This window comes from Bradyrhizobium sp. MOS001 (genome assembly GCF_004634465.1).
Lineage (GTDB): Bacteria > Pseudomonadota > Alphaproteobacteria > Rhizobiales > Xanthobacteraceae > Bradyrhizobium > Bradyrhizobium barranii.
In genome coordinates, this window is the sequence record NZ_SPVJ01000002.1 from 39,799 (window position 1) to 55,819 (window position 16,021).

The 16,021-nt window shown below is 64.3% G+C and carries 15 protein-coding genes; 7 read left to right on the forward strand and 8 right to left on the reverse strand.

All coding sequences use genetic code 11. The annotated features are described in order from the left end of the window. Positions 1-2: 2 nt before the first annotated feature. The 5 genes from CT676_RS03600 to CT676_RS03620 form a co-directional block, all read right to left on the reverse strand. Complete coding sequence (locus CT676_RS03600) at positions 3-779, reverse strand: phosphatase PAP2 family protein (protein WP_135213898.1); 777 nt, start codon at positions 777-779, stop codon at positions 3-5. A gap of 54 nt (positions 780-833) precedes the next feature. Next, positions 834-1,328 carry a hypothetical protein gene (locus CT676_RS03605; RefSeq protein WP_063980357.1) on the reverse strand — a complete coding sequence of 165 codons (495 nt, stop codon included), beginning with the start codon at positions 1,326-1,328 and terminating at the stop codon, positions 834-836. 169 nt (positions 1,329-1,497) lie between these two features. Then, positions 1,498-2,700 (reverse strand): 23S rRNA (adenine(2503)-C(2))-methyltransferase RlmN, encoded by a 1,203-nt coding sequence (gene rlmN / locus CT676_RS03610; RefSeq protein WP_135213899.1) that lies wholly within the window; start codon positions 2,698-2,700, stop codon positions 1,498-1,500. Positions 2,701-2,918: 218 nt separating this feature from the next. Continuing rightward, a complete protein-coding gene (locus CT676_RS03615) occupies positions 2,919-3,566 on the reverse strand; it encodes an invasion associated locus B family protein (protein ID WP_071908694.1) in 648 nt (215 codons plus the stop codon). A gap of 105 nt (positions 3,567-3,671) precedes the next feature. Further along, the gene (locus CT676_RS03620; RefSeq protein ID WP_135213900.1) at positions 3,672-4,511 is read right to left on the reverse strand and encodes an SDR family oxidoreductase; all 840 of its coding nucleotides are present in this window, start codon (positions 4,509-4,511) and stop codon (positions 3,672-3,674) included. 240 nt (positions 4,512-4,751) lie between these two features. Between CT676_RS03620 and CT676_RS03625 the strand changes: the two genes are divergently transcribed. The 3 genes from CT676_RS03625 (at position 4,752) to CT676_RS03635 (ending at position 8,155) form a co-directional block, all read left to right on the forward strand. Continuing rightward, the gene (locus tag CT676_RS03625) at positions 4,752-5,726 is read left to right on the forward strand and encodes an NADPH:quinone oxidoreductase family protein (RefSeq protein WP_135213901.1); all 975 of its coding nucleotides are present in this window, start codon (positions 4,752-4,754) and stop codon (positions 5,724-5,726) included. A gap of 395 nt (positions 5,727-6,121) precedes the next feature. After that, a complete protein-coding gene (locus CT676_RS03630) occupies positions 6,122-6,982 on the forward strand; it encodes a hypothetical protein (RefSeq protein WP_135213902.1) in 861 nt (286 codons plus the stop codon). Between the two features lie 18 nt (positions 6,983-7,000). After that, positions 7,001-8,155, forward strand: coding sequence for a TAXI family TRAP transporter solute-binding subunit (locus CT676_RS03635; protein ID WP_135213903.1), 1,155 nt, complete (start codon positions 7,001-7,003; stop codon positions 8,153-8,155). 253 nt (positions 8,156-8,408) lie between these two features. Here CT676_RS03635 and CT676_RS03640 read toward each other — a convergent pair whose 3' ends face one another. Both CT676_RS03640 and CT676_RS03645 read right to left on the reverse strand, forming a co-directional pair. Continuing rightward, entirely contained in the window at positions 8,409-8,792 is a 384-nt protein-coding gene (locus CT676_RS03640) for a YkvA family protein (RefSeq protein ID WP_085402974.1), read from the reverse strand. 91 nt (positions 8,793-8,883) lie between these two features. After that, complete coding sequence (locus CT676_RS03645; protein WP_028152804.1) at positions 8,884-9,186, reverse strand: 4a-hydroxytetrahydrobiopterin dehydratase; 303 nt, start codon at positions 9,184-9,186, stop codon at positions 8,884-8,886. A 151-nt stretch (positions 9,187-9,337) separates the two neighbouring features. Between CT676_RS03645 and CT676_RS03650 the strand changes: the two genes are divergently transcribed. Further along, positions 9,338-10,783 (forward strand): TAXI family TRAP transporter solute-binding subunit, encoded by a 1,446-nt coding sequence (locus CT676_RS03650; RefSeq protein ID WP_085402976.1) that lies wholly within the window; start codon positions 9,338-9,340, stop codon positions 10,781-10,783. 165 nt (positions 10,784-10,948) lie between these two features. Next, a complete protein-coding gene (locus tag CT676_RS03655; protein WP_167767931.1) occupies positions 10,949-12,490 on the forward strand; it encodes an alkaline phosphatase D family protein in 1,542 nt (513 codons plus the stop codon). Between the two features lie 24 nt (positions 12,491-12,514). On the opposite strand, the gene CT676_RS03660 is transcribed toward CT676_RS03655, so the two are convergent. Continuing rightward, positions 12,515-12,949, reverse strand: a complete 435-nt coding sequence (locus tag CT676_RS03660; RefSeq protein ID WP_135213905.1) for a response regulator — start codon at positions 12,947-12,949, stop codon at positions 12,515-12,517. Between the two features lie 136 nt (positions 12,950-13,085). Between CT676_RS03660 and CT676_RS03665 the strand changes: the two genes are divergently transcribed. Next, a complete protein-coding gene (locus tag CT676_RS03665; protein WP_135213906.1) occupies positions 13,086-13,862 on the forward strand; it encodes a Crp/Fnr family transcriptional regulator in 777 nt (258 codons plus the stop codon). A gap of 289 nt (positions 13,863-14,151) precedes the next feature. Continuing rightward, on the forward strand, positions 14,152-15,978 hold the full coding sequence (gene typA, locus CT676_RS03670; protein ID WP_135213907.1) for a translational GTPase TypA: 1,827 nt from the start codon (positions 14,152-14,154) through the stop codon (positions 15,976-15,978). Positions 15,979-16,021 lie beyond the last annotated feature (43 nt).

A 16,021-nucleotide genomic window follows, 5' to 3' on the forward strand; every position in this document is an offset into this window, starting at 1 on the left:
GCTCAAATCGACGGCTCGGGGCCTGTCTTGCGGCCGAACAGGCGCTGGCGGAGCCGGTAGGCGGGCATGTTCAGCCGGGTCAGGGCGGCATCGATCGCCTCGTCCGAGAACCGGGTCCGCGGCCAGCGGTAAATCAGCGCGTAGGCGAACCAGATCACGACGAAGGTGACGAGGCCGGCGATCGAGACATCGGTGAAGAAGTGGCCGCCGAAGGCCATCCGCAGCCCGCTGGTGACCATGCCGAACACAACCGCACCGGCATAGGCGAGCGGCCGCCATGCCGGCGGCGCCAGCGCAGCAGGGGCCAGCGTCCAGAACGCGGTCGCGCCCTCGCCCGAGAAGAACGAGCAGTTGCGCGCGCAATCGCCGCGCGGATCCCACCACGGCACGAATTGCTGGTCGCCGGCAAACTCAGTCACCACCACCGGACGCGGCCGTCCCCAATAGGTCTTGAAGGTGAGATTGGTGAGGATGCCTGCCGACATGATGATGGTGACCAGCAGGAATACGATCGCGCGCCCCGATACCATCAGCGGCCGGTCGGGTCGGATCATCTTGACCACAAGCGCGACCAGCGGCGGCAGCACGAATGCCCAGGCGACCCACATGGCGGCGTCGCGCGCGACGCCCGCCCACTCATTCAGCTTGAGCGGAAACGTCTTCGTCTCGGGGTCGAAGAACAGTGCGGCGAGCTTGAGATCGAGCTCGGGATAGAGGCCGAAAACGACGCCGATCACAAGCCACAGCGCCAGGGCGATGAAGAGTCCAGTCCGGTTCATGGCGCGCGGTTTAGCGGAGTGGGGAGGAGATGAAAACCCCGGAAGCGGCGCGACTCATCGCGCATCCGGCCGCGAATTCGACGGCAGCGGCGGAGGCGGCTTGTGCGGGGGCGGCGGATTGCGCCAGGCGCCGGCGTTACGGCCGGCAATCAGCCAGTAGACCACGCCGGAGACGATGCCCGCGCCCGTCATGATCTCCAGATGCCGCCGCACGATGCCTTCGAACTGGAGCGTATCGGAGTGGAAGGGGATGAGGCCGAGATAGCAGGCTAGGCCAACTACGCCGCCACCCACGGCATAAGCGAGCGCGCTGCGGATATAGAGCGCTTCGGTGATCGCGACGATCACCGCCGCCGGAACCAGCGCAAAGCCCGAGACGAAGATGAAGCCGAAGCCGAGCAGAATGTCGATCGCGCCCTGGTCGACCGGACCGGCGCCGAGATCGGCAAACTCCGGAAACAACAGCGCGACGACGACGATCATGCCGCCGACGAAGCAGGCGGCGAGGAAGCCAATGAAGATGACGATGAGGCGGCCGATCAGGGACATGACGGGAAAGCTCACCTCGCCGTCATTGCGAGGAGCCACCCGGTCCCGCCTTCGGCGGGCCGGATGACAGGCTCCACGACGAAGCAATCCAGACTGTCTCCGCGGAGGGAATCTGGATTGCTTCGCTGCGCTCGCAATGACGAGAATGCGAGAGCGAAGGCATGAACTATCAATCCGTCATCGCCATGGCGCGCAGCGCCTGACGTTCGCGGGCCGAGAGCTTCTCGGTCTCCGACTTGAGCTGGCCGCAGGCGGCGAGGATGTCGCGGCCGCGCGGGGTGCGCACCGGCGAAGAATAGCCGGCATTAAAAATGTATTCGGAGAATTTCTCGATCTGGTCCCAGTCTGAGCATTCATAGGCCGTGCCGGGCCAGGGATTGAACGGGATCAGATTGATCTTGGCGTGAATGCCCTTGAGCATCTTTACCAGCAGCTTGGCATCGTCGAGCGAATCGTTGACGCCCTTGAGCATCACATATTCGAAGGTGATGCGGCGTGCATTCGAGGCGCCGGGATAGTCGCGGCAGGCCTGCAATAGCTCCCTGATCGGATATTTGCGGTTGAGCGGCACGAGCTCGTTGCGCAGCTCGTCGCGCACCGCATGCAGCGAGATCGCGAGCATCACGCCGATCTCGTCGCCCGCGCGCACGATGTTCGGCACGACGCCCGAGGTCGACAGCGTGATGCGGCGACGGGAGATGCCGATGCCTTCATTGTCGCCGACGATGAGCAGCGCGTCGCGCACCGCGTCGAAATTGTAGAGCGGCTCGCCCATGCCCATCATCACGATGTTGGTGACGCGGCGCGTGCCGTCCTCGCGATCGGCCCAGTCATTGAGGCGGTCGCGCGCAACCATCACCTGTCCGACGATCTCGCCGGCGGTGAGATTGCGCACCAGCCGCTGCGTGCCGGTGTGACAGAAGGAGCAGTTCAGCGTGCAGCCGACCTGGGAGGAGACGCAAAGCGTGCCGCGATCGGTCTCGGGGATGTAGACGCACTCGACTTCATGCGCGCGCTCGACGTTGTCGCCGCTCGGCAGCCGCAGCAGCCATTTGCGGGTGCCGTCGTTTGAGATCTGCTCGGCCACGACTTCGGGACGGTCGACCGTAAAATGCTGCGCGAGCTCGGCGCGAATGCCCTTCGAGATCGACGTCATATCGTCGAAGCTTTGGGCGCCGCGGAAATAGAGCCAGTGCCACAGCTGCTGGACGCGCATCTTGCGCTGCGCGGGCGCGACGCCGATCTCGCCGAGGCGGTCGGCAAGCTCGCTACGCGACAGGCCGATCAGCGAGGGCCTGGCCGGCGGCACATAGGTTTCGAGCGGAGTCTTCTCCACCAGGATTGCGTTGTGCGGCTCGGTCGTCGGTTGCATTGGTTGCCTGATATCTCTCGTCATGCCCGGGCTTGTCCCGGGCATCCACGTTCTGTTCCACCCGTTGCTAGCGCGTGGATGGCCGGGACATCTGGTGCGAAGACGCGCTTCGCGCTTTAGCCCGGCCATGACGGCTGCACCTTTGGGATACCCCAATATAGCAACCGGAACCGCCGATTGCGACCGTGATGCCGCCCTCAGGCTTAACGCCGGCAGTCCTACCGCCTGCAATCCTGGGCGATCCGGTCGAGCGCCTGGGCGAGGCCCTTCAGCGAAAACGTATCGGTCGTCTCCGTTCCCTTGGCCGAGACGCCCTTGACCACGAGATCGGCGGATTTGCGCATGGCCTCGACCATCCGCTCTTCCTCGGCCGCGTTCTTGATCCAGAGGCCGTCGCCCTGCGTGTACATCGCGAAAGCGGCGCCGCCGACCTCGACCGAGGATTCCGAGCCCGGCTTCAGCGCATAGCCGATCATGACAGAGACTTCGTTGTTCACCTTTTCCGCCGGCCGGGTCGAAACGAAGGCATAGGCGGGATCGCGCGGGCGGTTCGGCGGGTTGGTCTTCGACGACGACGGCTTGGCCAGCGCGAAGCAGACCTTCTTGCCGTTGGGTGTGGCCGAATAGGCGCCCCAGGTGCCGAACTGGCCGATCAGGGTCGGCTCCGCGCCGCCCGCAACCGCCGTGGCTGGAGCCACCGGCTTGCTCTCGGGCTTTGCTGCGGTCTTTGGAGCTGTATTGGCCGCCGGTGCAGCCGCCTTTGGCGCGGCTTTGGGCGCCGGTTGCGTCGTCTGCGCCCGCGCGGAATCGGTGATTCCCACGGCCATAACGCCCGTCATCAAGGCTAAAATCAGCACCCGCCACATGCTGGAGTGGTTCCCTCAATATTGTGACTGGAAGATGGCCCGGCCGCGCTTTGTCCCCCGGCAGGGATAACCGGGAAAGTCCAATTTGGGAAGGCAGTTAGCGGCTCAGCCTTTGGATCGCGCAGCGCGCTGCTCGGCCCATTGGGCGTCGGTCCAGCGCAACAAATCCTCGGCGCCGGAACTGCGCAAATGGGCGCCACCGTCGATCACGACCATCTCGCCATTGATATAGCCGGCACGGTCCGAGACCAGGAAACTGGCGAGGTCGGCGAGCTCACTGTGTTCGCCGGTACGCCCCATCGGGTTCCGGGCGGTCCAGCCTTCGTCGCGGCCCTCGGGACGGAGCTGCCCCGAGGCGCCTGCGGTCGGGAACGGGCCCGGGGCGATCGCGACGGTGCGGATGCCCTTCGGGCCCCACTCGACCGCGAGACTCCTGGTCATCGCCAGCACCGCCGACTTCGCCATCGCCGAGGGAACCGTGAAGGCGCGGCCGGTGATAGTCGAGGTCGAGAGGATCGACAGCACGACACCGCCATGCTTGCCGTCGATCCAGCGCTTGCCGGCGGCGAGCGTGCAATACATCGCGCCATGCAGCGTCGGCGCGAGGATCGCGTCGGCCGCGCGAAACGACAGATGCTCGCTCTGCGCGATGAAGGTTGCGGCAGCGTTGTTGACGAGAATATCGAGCGGCGCCTCGCGCCAGATCGCGTCTATCATGCTCTCGACGGCAGCGCCGTCGCGAATATCACAAGCCATCGTCGTGACCTTGCCGCCGGTCTGTGCGCGCATCTCGCTCGCCGTTGCTTCCAGCCGGTCGAGCTTGCGACCACAGATCACGAGCTCGGCGCCGAGCGCGAGGAAGCGGTGTCCCATCGCGGCGCCGAGGCCGGAGCCGCCGCCGGTGACGAGGATGCGCTTGTCCCTGAGCAGACCTGTTTCAAACATCGTTTGAATCCTCTTTCCACGTAAGCCGTCATTGCGAGGAGCGAAGCGACGAAGCAATCCAGACTATTTCCGCGGGACGGACTCTGGATTGCTTCGCTTCGCTCGCAATGACGAGGATAAGCCGGCGCGTAGCCTCAGACAAAGAATCCGGATTGTCGCCCGTGCCTAAATCCGGCAAAACCCAATCAACTATAATTCCGCTCGAAACGCCCAGTGCTTACTTCTCAAGAAGGTGCCGCCATGAAAGCCATCCTCTGCTCGCAATATTGCCAGCCCGATGATCTCGTGCTTGCCGACGTGCCGGATCCGGTGGCAGGTCCCGGCGAAGCGGTGATCGCGATCAAGGCGGCGGCGCTGAACTTTTTCGACATCCTGATGATTCAGGGCAAGTACCAAATCAAACCACCGTTCCCGTTCTCGCCCGCAGCCGAAGTTGCCGGCGTGATCGAGAGCATCGGTCCCGGCGTGACTGATCTGAAGGTCGGCGATCGCGTCGTCGCGTCTTGCGGCCACAACGGCGCGCGCGAAAAGATCGCGCTGCCGGCGGCATCGATCGTCAAGATTCCCGACAATCTCGACTATGACCGCGCGGCCGGCATCATCATCATCTACGGCACCGCGCTGCATGCGCTGGAAGACCGCGCGAGCCCGAAGCCGGGCGAGACGCTCGCGGTGCTGGGCGCAGCCGGCGGCACCGGTTTGGCCGCCTGCGAGCTCGGCAAGCTGATGGGCCTGAAGGTGATCGCCTGCGCCTCGTCGGACGAGAAGCTCGAATTCGCGAAAGCGCATGGCGCCGAGCTGACGCTCAACTACGGCAAGGAAGATTTGAAAGAGGGCCTGCGCAGGCTCACCGGCGGCAAGGGCGTCGACATCATCTTCGATCCGGTTGGTGGCGCCTATGCCGAGCAGGCACTGCGCTCGATCGCCTGGGAAGGCCGCTTCCTGGTCATCGGTTTTGCCGCCGGCGACATTCCGAAGATGCCGCTGAACCTCGCGCTGCTGAAGGGCTGCGACATCCGCGGCGTGTTCTGGGGCGCGTGGACCCGGCTCAACCCGGCCAAGAACCGCGCCAATCTCGAGAAGCTCGTGAAGTGGACCGCGGAAGGAAAGATTTCCTCGCATGTCGACCGCACCTTCCCGCTGGCACAAACCGCCGACGCACTGAAGGTCCTGGCGGGACGCCAGGCCATGGGCAAGGTGATCCTGCATCCGTGATGGTGTGAGCCGCAGCGCTTGCCTGCCACACGCACTCGCCACATATGCGACCGTCGTCGCCCGCCTTCTGCGCAATTGCGTACTGAGGCGGGCGGTCCAGATTTCAGAGACGCCAGAGATTTCAGCCGAGACGCCGCGGCCCACTGGATGCCCCGGGGTCAAAGCCAGCGGAATCTAGGAAAACCTTCCTCAACCATCACCGCCAAAATCGTGGTGCATTCCTCCGCTCCGCCTCAATCAAACCCAAATATTTCCTAATTCGCGCAAACCGTCGTCGTTTTTTGGGCTGATTCCAACTGCGTTTTACCGGTTCCATTTGCGGGACACTTTGGACAAAAGCAAGAAGACTTAAGCCGAATTGCCCCTGCGTTGCGTTGGTAATGGGGAGCATGACCATGGAGACGACGGCACATCGCCCGTCGAAGGAGTCGAAGGCGTTCGACTCCGATCGAGCCACATCACATCCGCCGACCGCGTCCTTTATCCGTGCGCGCGCCGCGCGGGCCGATCTTTCGCAGGACGATCCAATTCCACTCTTCCTGTCCGATCCGCTCGGTGCGCCGGACCCAGGCGAATATGCGCCCATTGAGGTGCGCTCCAGAATTGTCCCGCGTGTTCTCGCGGCCGTTCTGACGGCATCCACCCTGGCAATTCTGGTCACACTGTATCAGTCCGACTTTCGCGGCCTCTTCCCCGCCAATGCCGTTAGCTGGATGGGCATCGCGCCGGAGCAAGCCATGGCGTCGGCCAACACGCCGGCCATGACGCAGAGCTCGCTGAAGGATTCGGACCGCGCGACCAACACGAGGCTGGCGAGCGCCGACACGCAGGTTCCCCCTGCACCGTCAACGCCGAGCCGCGAAGCGATCGCGACCGCCTATCAGACGGCGCTGCAAGCCCAGGCACCCACACCTGCGCCCGCACCCGTCGCGGCGCCGCCGGCGCCCACTCCGCCCGCCAAGACGCTAGCCAAGACGCTCGATGCCGACACGCTGGCCGGGCTGATGACACGCGCGAAGAGCCTGTTGAGGATCGGCGATATTGTTGCAGCCCGCCTGCTGCTTGAGCGCGCGGCCAATGCACAGGATGCAACGGCCGCGTTTCTGCTGGCGCAGACCTACGACCCGGCCGTGCTGGGCACCAGCGACGCGCGGAGCATCGCCGGCGACGCGACCGTCGCGCGTGACTGGTACCAGAAGGCCGCGGCACTCGGATCGGCGGAGGCGCGGCAGCGCCTCGCTCAGCTTCAGAACTAGAACTTTTTAGAGGGTATCATGCGTAACGCTTTGGGAATGGCGGTTGCCGCCATCATGACGATCTGTGCCTTCGCGGCACGCGCCGAGCAGACCGAATACGATCCGGCCAAGGTCTCGGACGGCCTGAAGGCCATCTTCCAGTTCGGCTCGACCTCGACCAAGCAGTCGCTGAACGCCAATACGGTCACGCTGATCACCGGCACGATCGGCGGCACCTACGTGCAGTTCGGCGCCGACCTCGCCTCCGTACTCGACGACGGCAACAAGATCCGCGTGCTGCCAATCGTCGGCCGCGGCTCGGTGCAGAGCGTCGCCGACATTCTGTTCCTGCAAGGCGTCGATCTCGGCATCGTGCGGGCGGATACGCTCGACTATCTCGAGCGCAAGGGCTTTGCCAAGGACATCAAGAAGCAGTTCACCTATGTGACCAAGCTCTACAATGAAGAGATGCAGGTGATCGCACCGAAATCGGTCGCGACGCTCAAGGACCTCGAAGGCAAGACCGTCAGCGTCGACCTGCCGAACGGCGGCACCTTCGTCACCGCGCTCACCGTGTTCGAACGGCTCGGGATCAAGGCGAACTTCGTCTATGTCGAGCAGCGCATCGCGATGGAGAAGCTGAAAGCCGGCGAGATCGACGCCGTCATCGTGGTCGGCGGCAAGCCGTACAAGTCAGTGTCGACCTTCAGCAATGACGGCCGCTTCCACCTCGCGGGGGTCGACTATGCAAAGCCGCTCCAGAGCGACTATCTGCCGGCGACGCTGACCGCCAAGGACTATCCGAACCTGATCAAGGAAGGCGATAACGTGGACACCATCGCGGTGCCGGCGGTGCTCGCGGCCTACAACTGGGCGCCCAACACCGACCGTTACCGTAAGCTTGCGCTGTTCGTGGATGCGTTCTTCACGAAATTCCCGACCCTGCAGAACCCGCCTTTCCATCCCAAGTGGAAGGAAGTCTCGCTCCCGGCACCTCTGACGGGCTGGAACAGATTGCCGGTGGCGCAGCAATGGCTCGACAAGCACGGCGTCGAACCGGTGACCCGGCAGCGCTTCGAGGCGTTCCTCAAGCAGAACCCTGCGGCCCAGAAGGTGTCCGACGCAGACAGGGAAACGCTGTTCAAGCAATTCCAGGCGTGGGACGCGGGGAACGCGCGGGCGGAGAAGAAGTAACGAGCGGCATTGCGGCCGATGGTGTCGCAAGCGGCACCCACACACTCGCTGTCATCGCCCGGCTTGACCGGGCGATCCAGTACTCCGTGACGTCAGTGATTGAATCGAGAGGCCGCGGCGTACTGGATTCCCCGCCTGCCGCCTACGCTAAAGCTTCGGCGGCCCTGGACCGCAACCCCGGCGAAGCCTTGGCGTAGCCGGGTCGCGGGGAATGACAGCGGTGGGCGTGGCTACGGCGTGTCGCCAACAACGCCTACTGCGCCGCCTCCGCACCATCCACCCCGCGCTTCAGCACGGCGCGGGCGGCTTCGCGGTGCTCCGTCGTGATGTGGCTGGCGACCATGCGGATGGCGGTGGCGAGCACGGCGGCGTCATCGGTGAAGCCGAGGATCGGCATCACGTCGGGGACGAAATCGAACGGCAGGATGAAATAGGCGATCGCTCCGAGCAGCGACGCCTGGACATGGCGCGGCGTCTGCCGGTCGAACGCACAGTAATAGGCCGCGAGCAGGTCTTCCGCGAACGGCAATTGCGCGGCGACACGCTTCAGCTTGCGCCAGAAACGGCGGCGCACGCTCTCATGATCCTCCGCGAGCCGATCGGCCGGCTCGAAGCCGACGCTGTGTTCGGCAGCCATGTTCGACAAACTCCCCGTTCAGCCAGGGGCGGCAGATGGCCGCATCTCCTGCTGATCACAACATGGGGATGCAGCCGATCCTCGCAAGGTGTCAGGTAGCTGTCAGCTTGGCGATCGTGTTCATCGTCCTGGCGAGCTCGATGTCGAGCTTGGTGACGCCGCCGGCGTCATGGGTCGACAGCACCACCTCCACTGTCTTGTAGACGTTGCGCCATTCGGGGTGGTGATCCATTTTCTCGGCAACCAGCGCCGCGCGGGTCATGAACCCGAACGCCTCGTTGAAATCCTTGAAGACAAAGGTCTTCCCGATGGCGTCGCGGCCCTGAACCTCGGTCCAGCCCGGTATGGCGCCCAGTGCCTGCTTGCGTGCTTCCGGCGTCAGCCGCTCTGCCATGATCGCCTCCATTTTCAGGGGAACTTTACCCTAACACCGTGCATATGGCCCTGGTTCAGACCGGATTTCGTCCATCCGCTAACCATGACGGAGATGTAACCCCGCGGGACAAGAAATTTGCTATGATTATAGGTGTAAATCGCTGGCCAAGATGAAACTGAGCCTCAAGCGCCTGTTTGGGAGATCGATGACCGGGGGATTGGACCTGGCCGAAGCGCCCACCCCGCCTTCGCCGCGATCAGCGGCGCGGAAGACGGCGCTCGTGTCTCTGGCGCTGGTGCTTGCGATCATCGGCGCGCTCGTCGGCGGATACTACTTCGCGATGCGGCCGGTGACGTTGAAGATCGCGGTCGGTCCGGCCAATAGCGACGACCTCAAGGTGGTGCAGGCGCTGACGCAGGCTTTCGCGCAGCACAAGAGCTTTGTGCGGCTACGCCCGATCCAGACCGACGGCGCCACCGCCAGCGCCGATGCGCTCGCGGAAAACAAGGTCGATCTCGCCATCGTGCGCGGCGACGTCGACGTGCCGAAGAACGCGCAAGCCGTTGCGACCCTGCGCAAGAACGTCGTGGTGCTGTGGTCCGTGCCCGGCAAGGGCAAGAAGAAGGGCGCGAAGATCACCAAGATCGCGCAGCTCGCCGGCCATCGCGTCGGGGTGATCGGCCGAACCCAGGCCAACGTCAATTTGCTCAAGGTGATCCTCCAGCAATACGGCGTCGATCCCGCGAAGGTCGAGGTCATACAGTTCCCCGCCAATGAAGCCGCCGAGGCGATCAAGGCCCAGAAGGCCGATGCCTATCTCGCAGCCGGCCCCGTCAACAGCAAGATCACGTCGGATGCGATCGCGGCTTCCGCCAAGGACAGCGGCACGCCGACGTTCCTCGCGATCGATTCCGCGGACGCGATCGCGCAAAACCATCCCGTCTACGAAGCATCGGAGATTCCCGCCGGCACCTATGGCGGCTCGCCCGATCGCCCCGATGACGAGGTCAAGACCATCAGCTTCTCGCACCACATCGTGGCGCGCAAAGGTGTGTCCGATACCACCATCGCGGCGTTCACGCGCCAGCTCTTCGCCGTGCGCCAGCAACTGGTGGCGGAATTCCCGATGGCGGCGAAGATCGAGACGCCCGACACCGACAAGGATGCGGTGATCCCCGTGCATCCGGGCGCCGCCGCCTTCGTCGACGGCGAGGAAAAGACCTTCCTCGACAAATACAGCGATTACATCTGGTGGACGCTGATGGCGCTCTCGGCGATGGGCTCGATCGGCGCCTGGTTCGCGGGCTACCTCAAGAAGGACGAGCGCGACAACAACAGCCATTTGCGCGACCGCCTGTTCGACTTGATCGCGGCGGCGCGCAAGAGCGAGACGACCGACGAGCTCGACCAGATGCAAACCGAGGCTGACGAAATCCTGCGCGACACGCTGCGCTGCTTCGATCACGGCGCGATCGAAGAGGGCGGGCTCACCGCCATCAACATCGTGCTCGACCAATTCCACGCCGCCGTCGCCGACCGCAAGGCCGTGCTGTTTGCCATGCCGCAAAGCCTGCAGCGCGCAGGCGCGCAATTCAGGGCCGCCGGCAACGCGTAAACGCCTGCCGCGTTATTGCTGCGTCATACTGTCTCAGTATAGCTTTCGCTGTCATTCCGGAGCGCGCGCAGCGCGAGTCCGGAATCTCGAGATTCCGGGTCCGGTCGTTCGGACCGTCCCGGAATGACGACGCGAGATGCGCACGAGACAAAAAGCGAAGCCGCCATGAACATCAAATTCTCCCGCCGCCGCTTCCTCACCACCAGCGCCGGCGCACTCGGCGCGATCGCGATGCCCCATCTCTCGCGCGCGGCCGACCGGCCGGCGGTTACGCATGGTGTGCAGTCCGGCGACGTCACGGTCGACGGTGGCGTGGTCTGGGCGCGCGCTGACCGGCCATCGCAGATGCTGGTCGAGGTGGCCACGACCGAGTCCTTCAAGGATGCCCGCGTGCTGCCGCCGATCGCGGCGCTGCCGGAGAGCGACTTCACCGCGAAGATGCTGATCGAGAACCTGCCGGGCGGACAGGACATCTTCTATCGCGTCCGCTTTCGCGATCTCTCGCATACCGCGATCGAGGGCGAACCGGTGATCGGCCGCTTCCGCACCGCGCCGGCCGACCGTCGCGACGTCAGCTTCGTCTGGGGCGGCGATGTCGCAGGGCAAGGCTGGGGCATCAATCCCGATGATGGCGGCATGTTCACCTTCTCCGCGATGCGCAAGCATCGCCCGGATTTCTTCCTGCATTCCGGCGACACGATCTATGCCGACGGCCCGATCGAATCCGAGGTGAAGCTCGCCGACGGCAAGACCTGGAAGAACGTCACCATCCCCGAGAAGGCCAAGGTCGCGGAGACGCTGGACGAGTACCGCGCCGCGCACAAATACAATCTCACCGACGACAACGTCCGCGCCTTCAATGCCGAGGTGCCGATCTTCGTGCAGTGGGACGACCATGAGGTGACCAACAACTGGTCGCTGTCGAAAGAACTGCCCGCCTCCTACAAGGTGCGCGACATCTCGCTGCTGGCGGCCCGCGCCGGCCGCGCCTTCCACGAAATGTATCCGATGCGGGAGAGCATCGTTGAGCCGGGCCGCGTCTATCGCCAGATCTCCTACGGCCCGCATCTCGACGTGTTCGTGCTCGACGAGCGCAGCTATCGCGGCCCGAACGGCGCCAATCTCGAAACCGCTTACGGGCCCGCGAGCTATTTTCTCGGCCCGGACCAGATCGCCTGGCTCAAGCGCGGCCTTCTGAATTCGCGTGCGACTTGGAAGGTGATCGCCTCCGACATGCCTATCAGTCTCGTCGTATCGGACACGCCGAAGGGCGGATCGGAAGCCATTGCGCAGGGCGACGGCCCGGTACGCGGCCGCGAGTTCGAGATCGCCGACATCCTGCGCTTCATCAAGATGGCGCCGATCAACAACACGGTCTGGCTGACCGCGGACGTGCACTACGCCGCCGCGCATTATTACGATCCGAACAAGGCGCAATTCCAGGAGTTCGAGCCGTTCTGGGAATTCGTCTCGGGCCCGCTGCATGCGGGCACCTTTGGTCCAAATGAGCTCGACAACACCTTTGGGCCCGAGGTGCGTTTCGTCAAAGCGCCGGGCAAGGACAACCAGAACCTGCCGCCGTCCGCGGGCATGCAGTTCTTCGGTCACGTCAAGATCGACGGCGCATCCGGCCAGATGACGGTGACCTTGCGCGACCGCGCCGACGTCGCGCTCTGGTCGACCACGCTCGATCCGAAATTGGCCTGAAGCCGGGAGAACGTCGACGGGCGATCAGGCGCCGCGCAAGCGCAGCGCGGCCTCCAGCGCTTCGCTCGAGCACGGCTTTTGCAGCCGCGGCCGCGTCTTGAATTCGGGAGCGATCCGATCCTCGGCGCCGTAGCCCGTCACGAAGACGAAGGGAATTTGCGCCGCCGCCAGCCGGTCGGCGACAGCAAAGCTTTTCTCGCGGCCGAGTTCGACGTCGAGCAGAGCGAAATCCGGCGCGCGCGCTGCGATCGACGCCAGCGCCTGCGCCACCGACCCCACGGTGCGCACGCTCCTCACGCCAAATCCGAGCAGGCGATCCTCGAAATCGATCGCAATGATCGGATCGTCTTCAACGATCAGAACATCGGCGGGCATGCCGGTCGAGCCGTCCGGGGGAGCAGGTATCATGATGGTGGATATCGAGGGCTGCATGTTCTTACCGATCGAGGACAGCCTCATCCCGATGCCTGCGCCCAGCGCATCGGAGGGTTCCCGGAACGAAACTCATCACAGAACAGTTTTGACGTCTGTCCACTTGTGCACATAGCCCATGATCGGACCTCGCTAGTGTTGAAAGGAGAGCAGGGGATTTACGATGGACGCGCGCATCAGCAAGACAACCGAAGTCGGCAGCCGGCCGGCCAACAATCTGCTGCGACGCTTGAGTCCGGCTGACTACGCGCTGCTGGCACCGCACGTCACCCTGGACACCGCCGGGGCCAACGAGCTGCTCTACAGTCCCGGCGACGATGTCCAGGTCGTGCACTTCCCCTGCGGGCCGTCGCTCGCGACATTTCTCGTTCCCAATGAGGACGGCCGCGACGTCGAGACCATCCTGGTCGGCCGCGAAGGCGCAGTGGGCGGCATCGTCAGCGAGGGATTTTTGCCGGCCTATACCCGCATCTGCGTGAAATTCGGCGGACCATTCGCGCGCATTCACGTCGCCAAGCTGGACGCTGCCAAGATGCGCTCGGCCTCGCTGCGCAACATCTTCGCCCGCTATGCCGACTGCATGCTGGCGCAGATGTTCCAGTCCACCGCCTGCAACGCCATCCACTCCATCGAACAGCGTACGGCAAAGTGGATCATTGCGGCGATGGAGCGGACCGGCGACGAGAGCAGCGTGCCGCTGACGCATGAGCAGCTCGCGACGCTGCTCGGGGTCGGCCGCAGCTATGCGAGCCGCGTGCTCCAGTCGTTCAAGGCCGAGGGCGTGCTCGATACAAGACGCGGCGCGATCCTGGTCCGCAATCTCGACGGCCTGCGCCTGCGCGCCTGCCTGTGCAACGACGCGGTGAAGATGCACTTCGAGGAGGTGCTGCGCGGGGTCTATCCGACCGAGGAGACCAGCCCCGGCTCGGCGCAGGGCTGATCGAGGCCCCGTCCCCGAGCAAAGGCCGGTTTGGTGCTGGATTTACCCTAACCCCCGGAGATTCCCGGACAAAATTCAGTCAACCAACCAGCAAAGAACACATTGTTTTTTGGCGGTTTTTGCATATATTGCGCCGCAACGCGTAGGGTGCCTGGTCGAGATGGCCGGGCGGCCCTTTTTGGGCGGAAAGCGCCCGTTTCCAGTCTTCCAGCGTTGTTTCGAGAAGAGGTCCCGGTCCGACCGGCGAGATCGCGCTTAACCCATTGTCCGACCGCAAAGAAGCTCACTCATGAACCTCCGTAACGTCGCCATCATCGCCCACGTCGACCACGGCAAGACGACCCTGGTCGACAAACTCCTCCAGCAATCCGGTACGTTCCGCGAGAACCAGAAGGTGACGGATCGCGCCATGGACTCCAACGATCTGGAGCGTGAGCGCGGCATCACCATCCTGGCCAAGGCGGCCTCGGTGCAGTGGAAGGACACCCGCGTCAACATCGTCGACACCCCCGGCCACGCCGATTTCGGTGGTGAGGTCGAGCGCATCCTGAACATGGTGGACGGCGCCCTGGTGCTGGTCGACGCCGCCGAAGGCCCGCTGCCGCAGACGAAGTTCGTGGTCTCCAAGGCGCTCAAGGTCGGCCTGAAGCCGATCGTCGTCATCAACAAGGTCGACCGGCCCGATGCGCGCCCGACCGAAGTCATCAACGAGGTGTTCGACCTGTTCGCGGCGCTCGACGCCAGCGAGGAGCAGCTCGACTTCCCGATCCTGTACGGGTCGGCCAAGCAGGGCTGGATGGCCGAAAGCCCCGAAGGTCCGCAGGACAAGGGCATGGAGCCGCTGTTCGACCTGATTCTGCGCCACGTCGCACCGCCGACGGTCGAGGAAGGCCCGTTCAGGATGATCGGTACCATCCTGGAGGCCAACCCCTATCTCGGCCGCATCATCACCGGCCGCATCTCGTCCGGCGTTCTCAAGCCGAACCAGCAGGTCAAGGTGCTGCATGCCGACGGCAAGCTGGTCGAGTCCGGGCGTATCACCAAGATCCTGGCATTCCGCGGTCTCGAGCGCACGCCGCTCGATGAAGCCGAAGCCGGCGACATCGTCGCCATTGCCGGCCTGACCAAGGGCACCGTCGCCGACACCTTCTGCGATCCGACTGTCGAGGTGCCGCTGCCGGCGCAGCCGATCGACCCGCCGACCGTGTCGATGTCGTTCATCGTCAACAACTCCCCGCTCGCCGGCACTGAAGGCGACAAGGTGACGAGCCGCATGATCCGCGACCGTCTGCTGCGCGAAGCCGAGGGTAACGTCGCGTTGCGCGTCGTCGAGGCCACCGACAAGGATGCGATGGAAGTGTCCGGCCGCGGCGAATTGCAGCTCGCGATCCTGATCGAGACCATGCGCCGCGAAGGCTTCGAGCTCTCGGTGTCGCGCCCGCGCGTCGTGTACCAGAAGGACGAAGCGACCGGCGCCACCATGGAGCCGATCGAGGAAGTCGTGATCGACGTCGACGAGGAGCATTCCGGCGTCGTCGTGCAGAAGATGAGCGAGCGCAAGTCCGAGCTGGTCGAGATGAAGCCGTCCGGCGGCAACCGCCTGCGCCTGGTGTTCTACGCGCCGACCCGCGGCCTGATCGGCTATCAGGGCGAACTGCTCACCGACACCCGCGGCACCGCGATCATGAACCGCCTGTTCCACGGCTACGCCCCGTACAAGGGCGAGATCCAGGGCCGCCGCAACGGCGTGCTGATCTCCAACGACCAGGGCGAAGCGGTGGCCTACGCCATGTTCAAGCTGGAAGACCGCGGCCCGATGATGATCGAGCCGGGCTGGAAGGTCTACAAGGGCATGATCGTCGGCGAGCACACCCGCGACAACGATCTCGAGATCAACGTGCTCAAGGGCAAGCAGCTCACCAACATCCGCACGACGTCCAAGGACGAAGCCGTGCGCCTGACCCCGCCGATCCGCATGACGCTGGAAAAGGCGCTCGCCTATATCGAGGACGACGAGCTCGTCGAGGTCACGCCGAAGTCGATCCGTCTGCGCAAGAAGCACCTCGACCCGAACGAGCGCAAGCGCGCGGAAAAGTCCAAGGAAGCGGTGGCGTAAGCCGCTCCACACCGTAGTGCCGTAGGGTGGGCCAAGCGTAGCG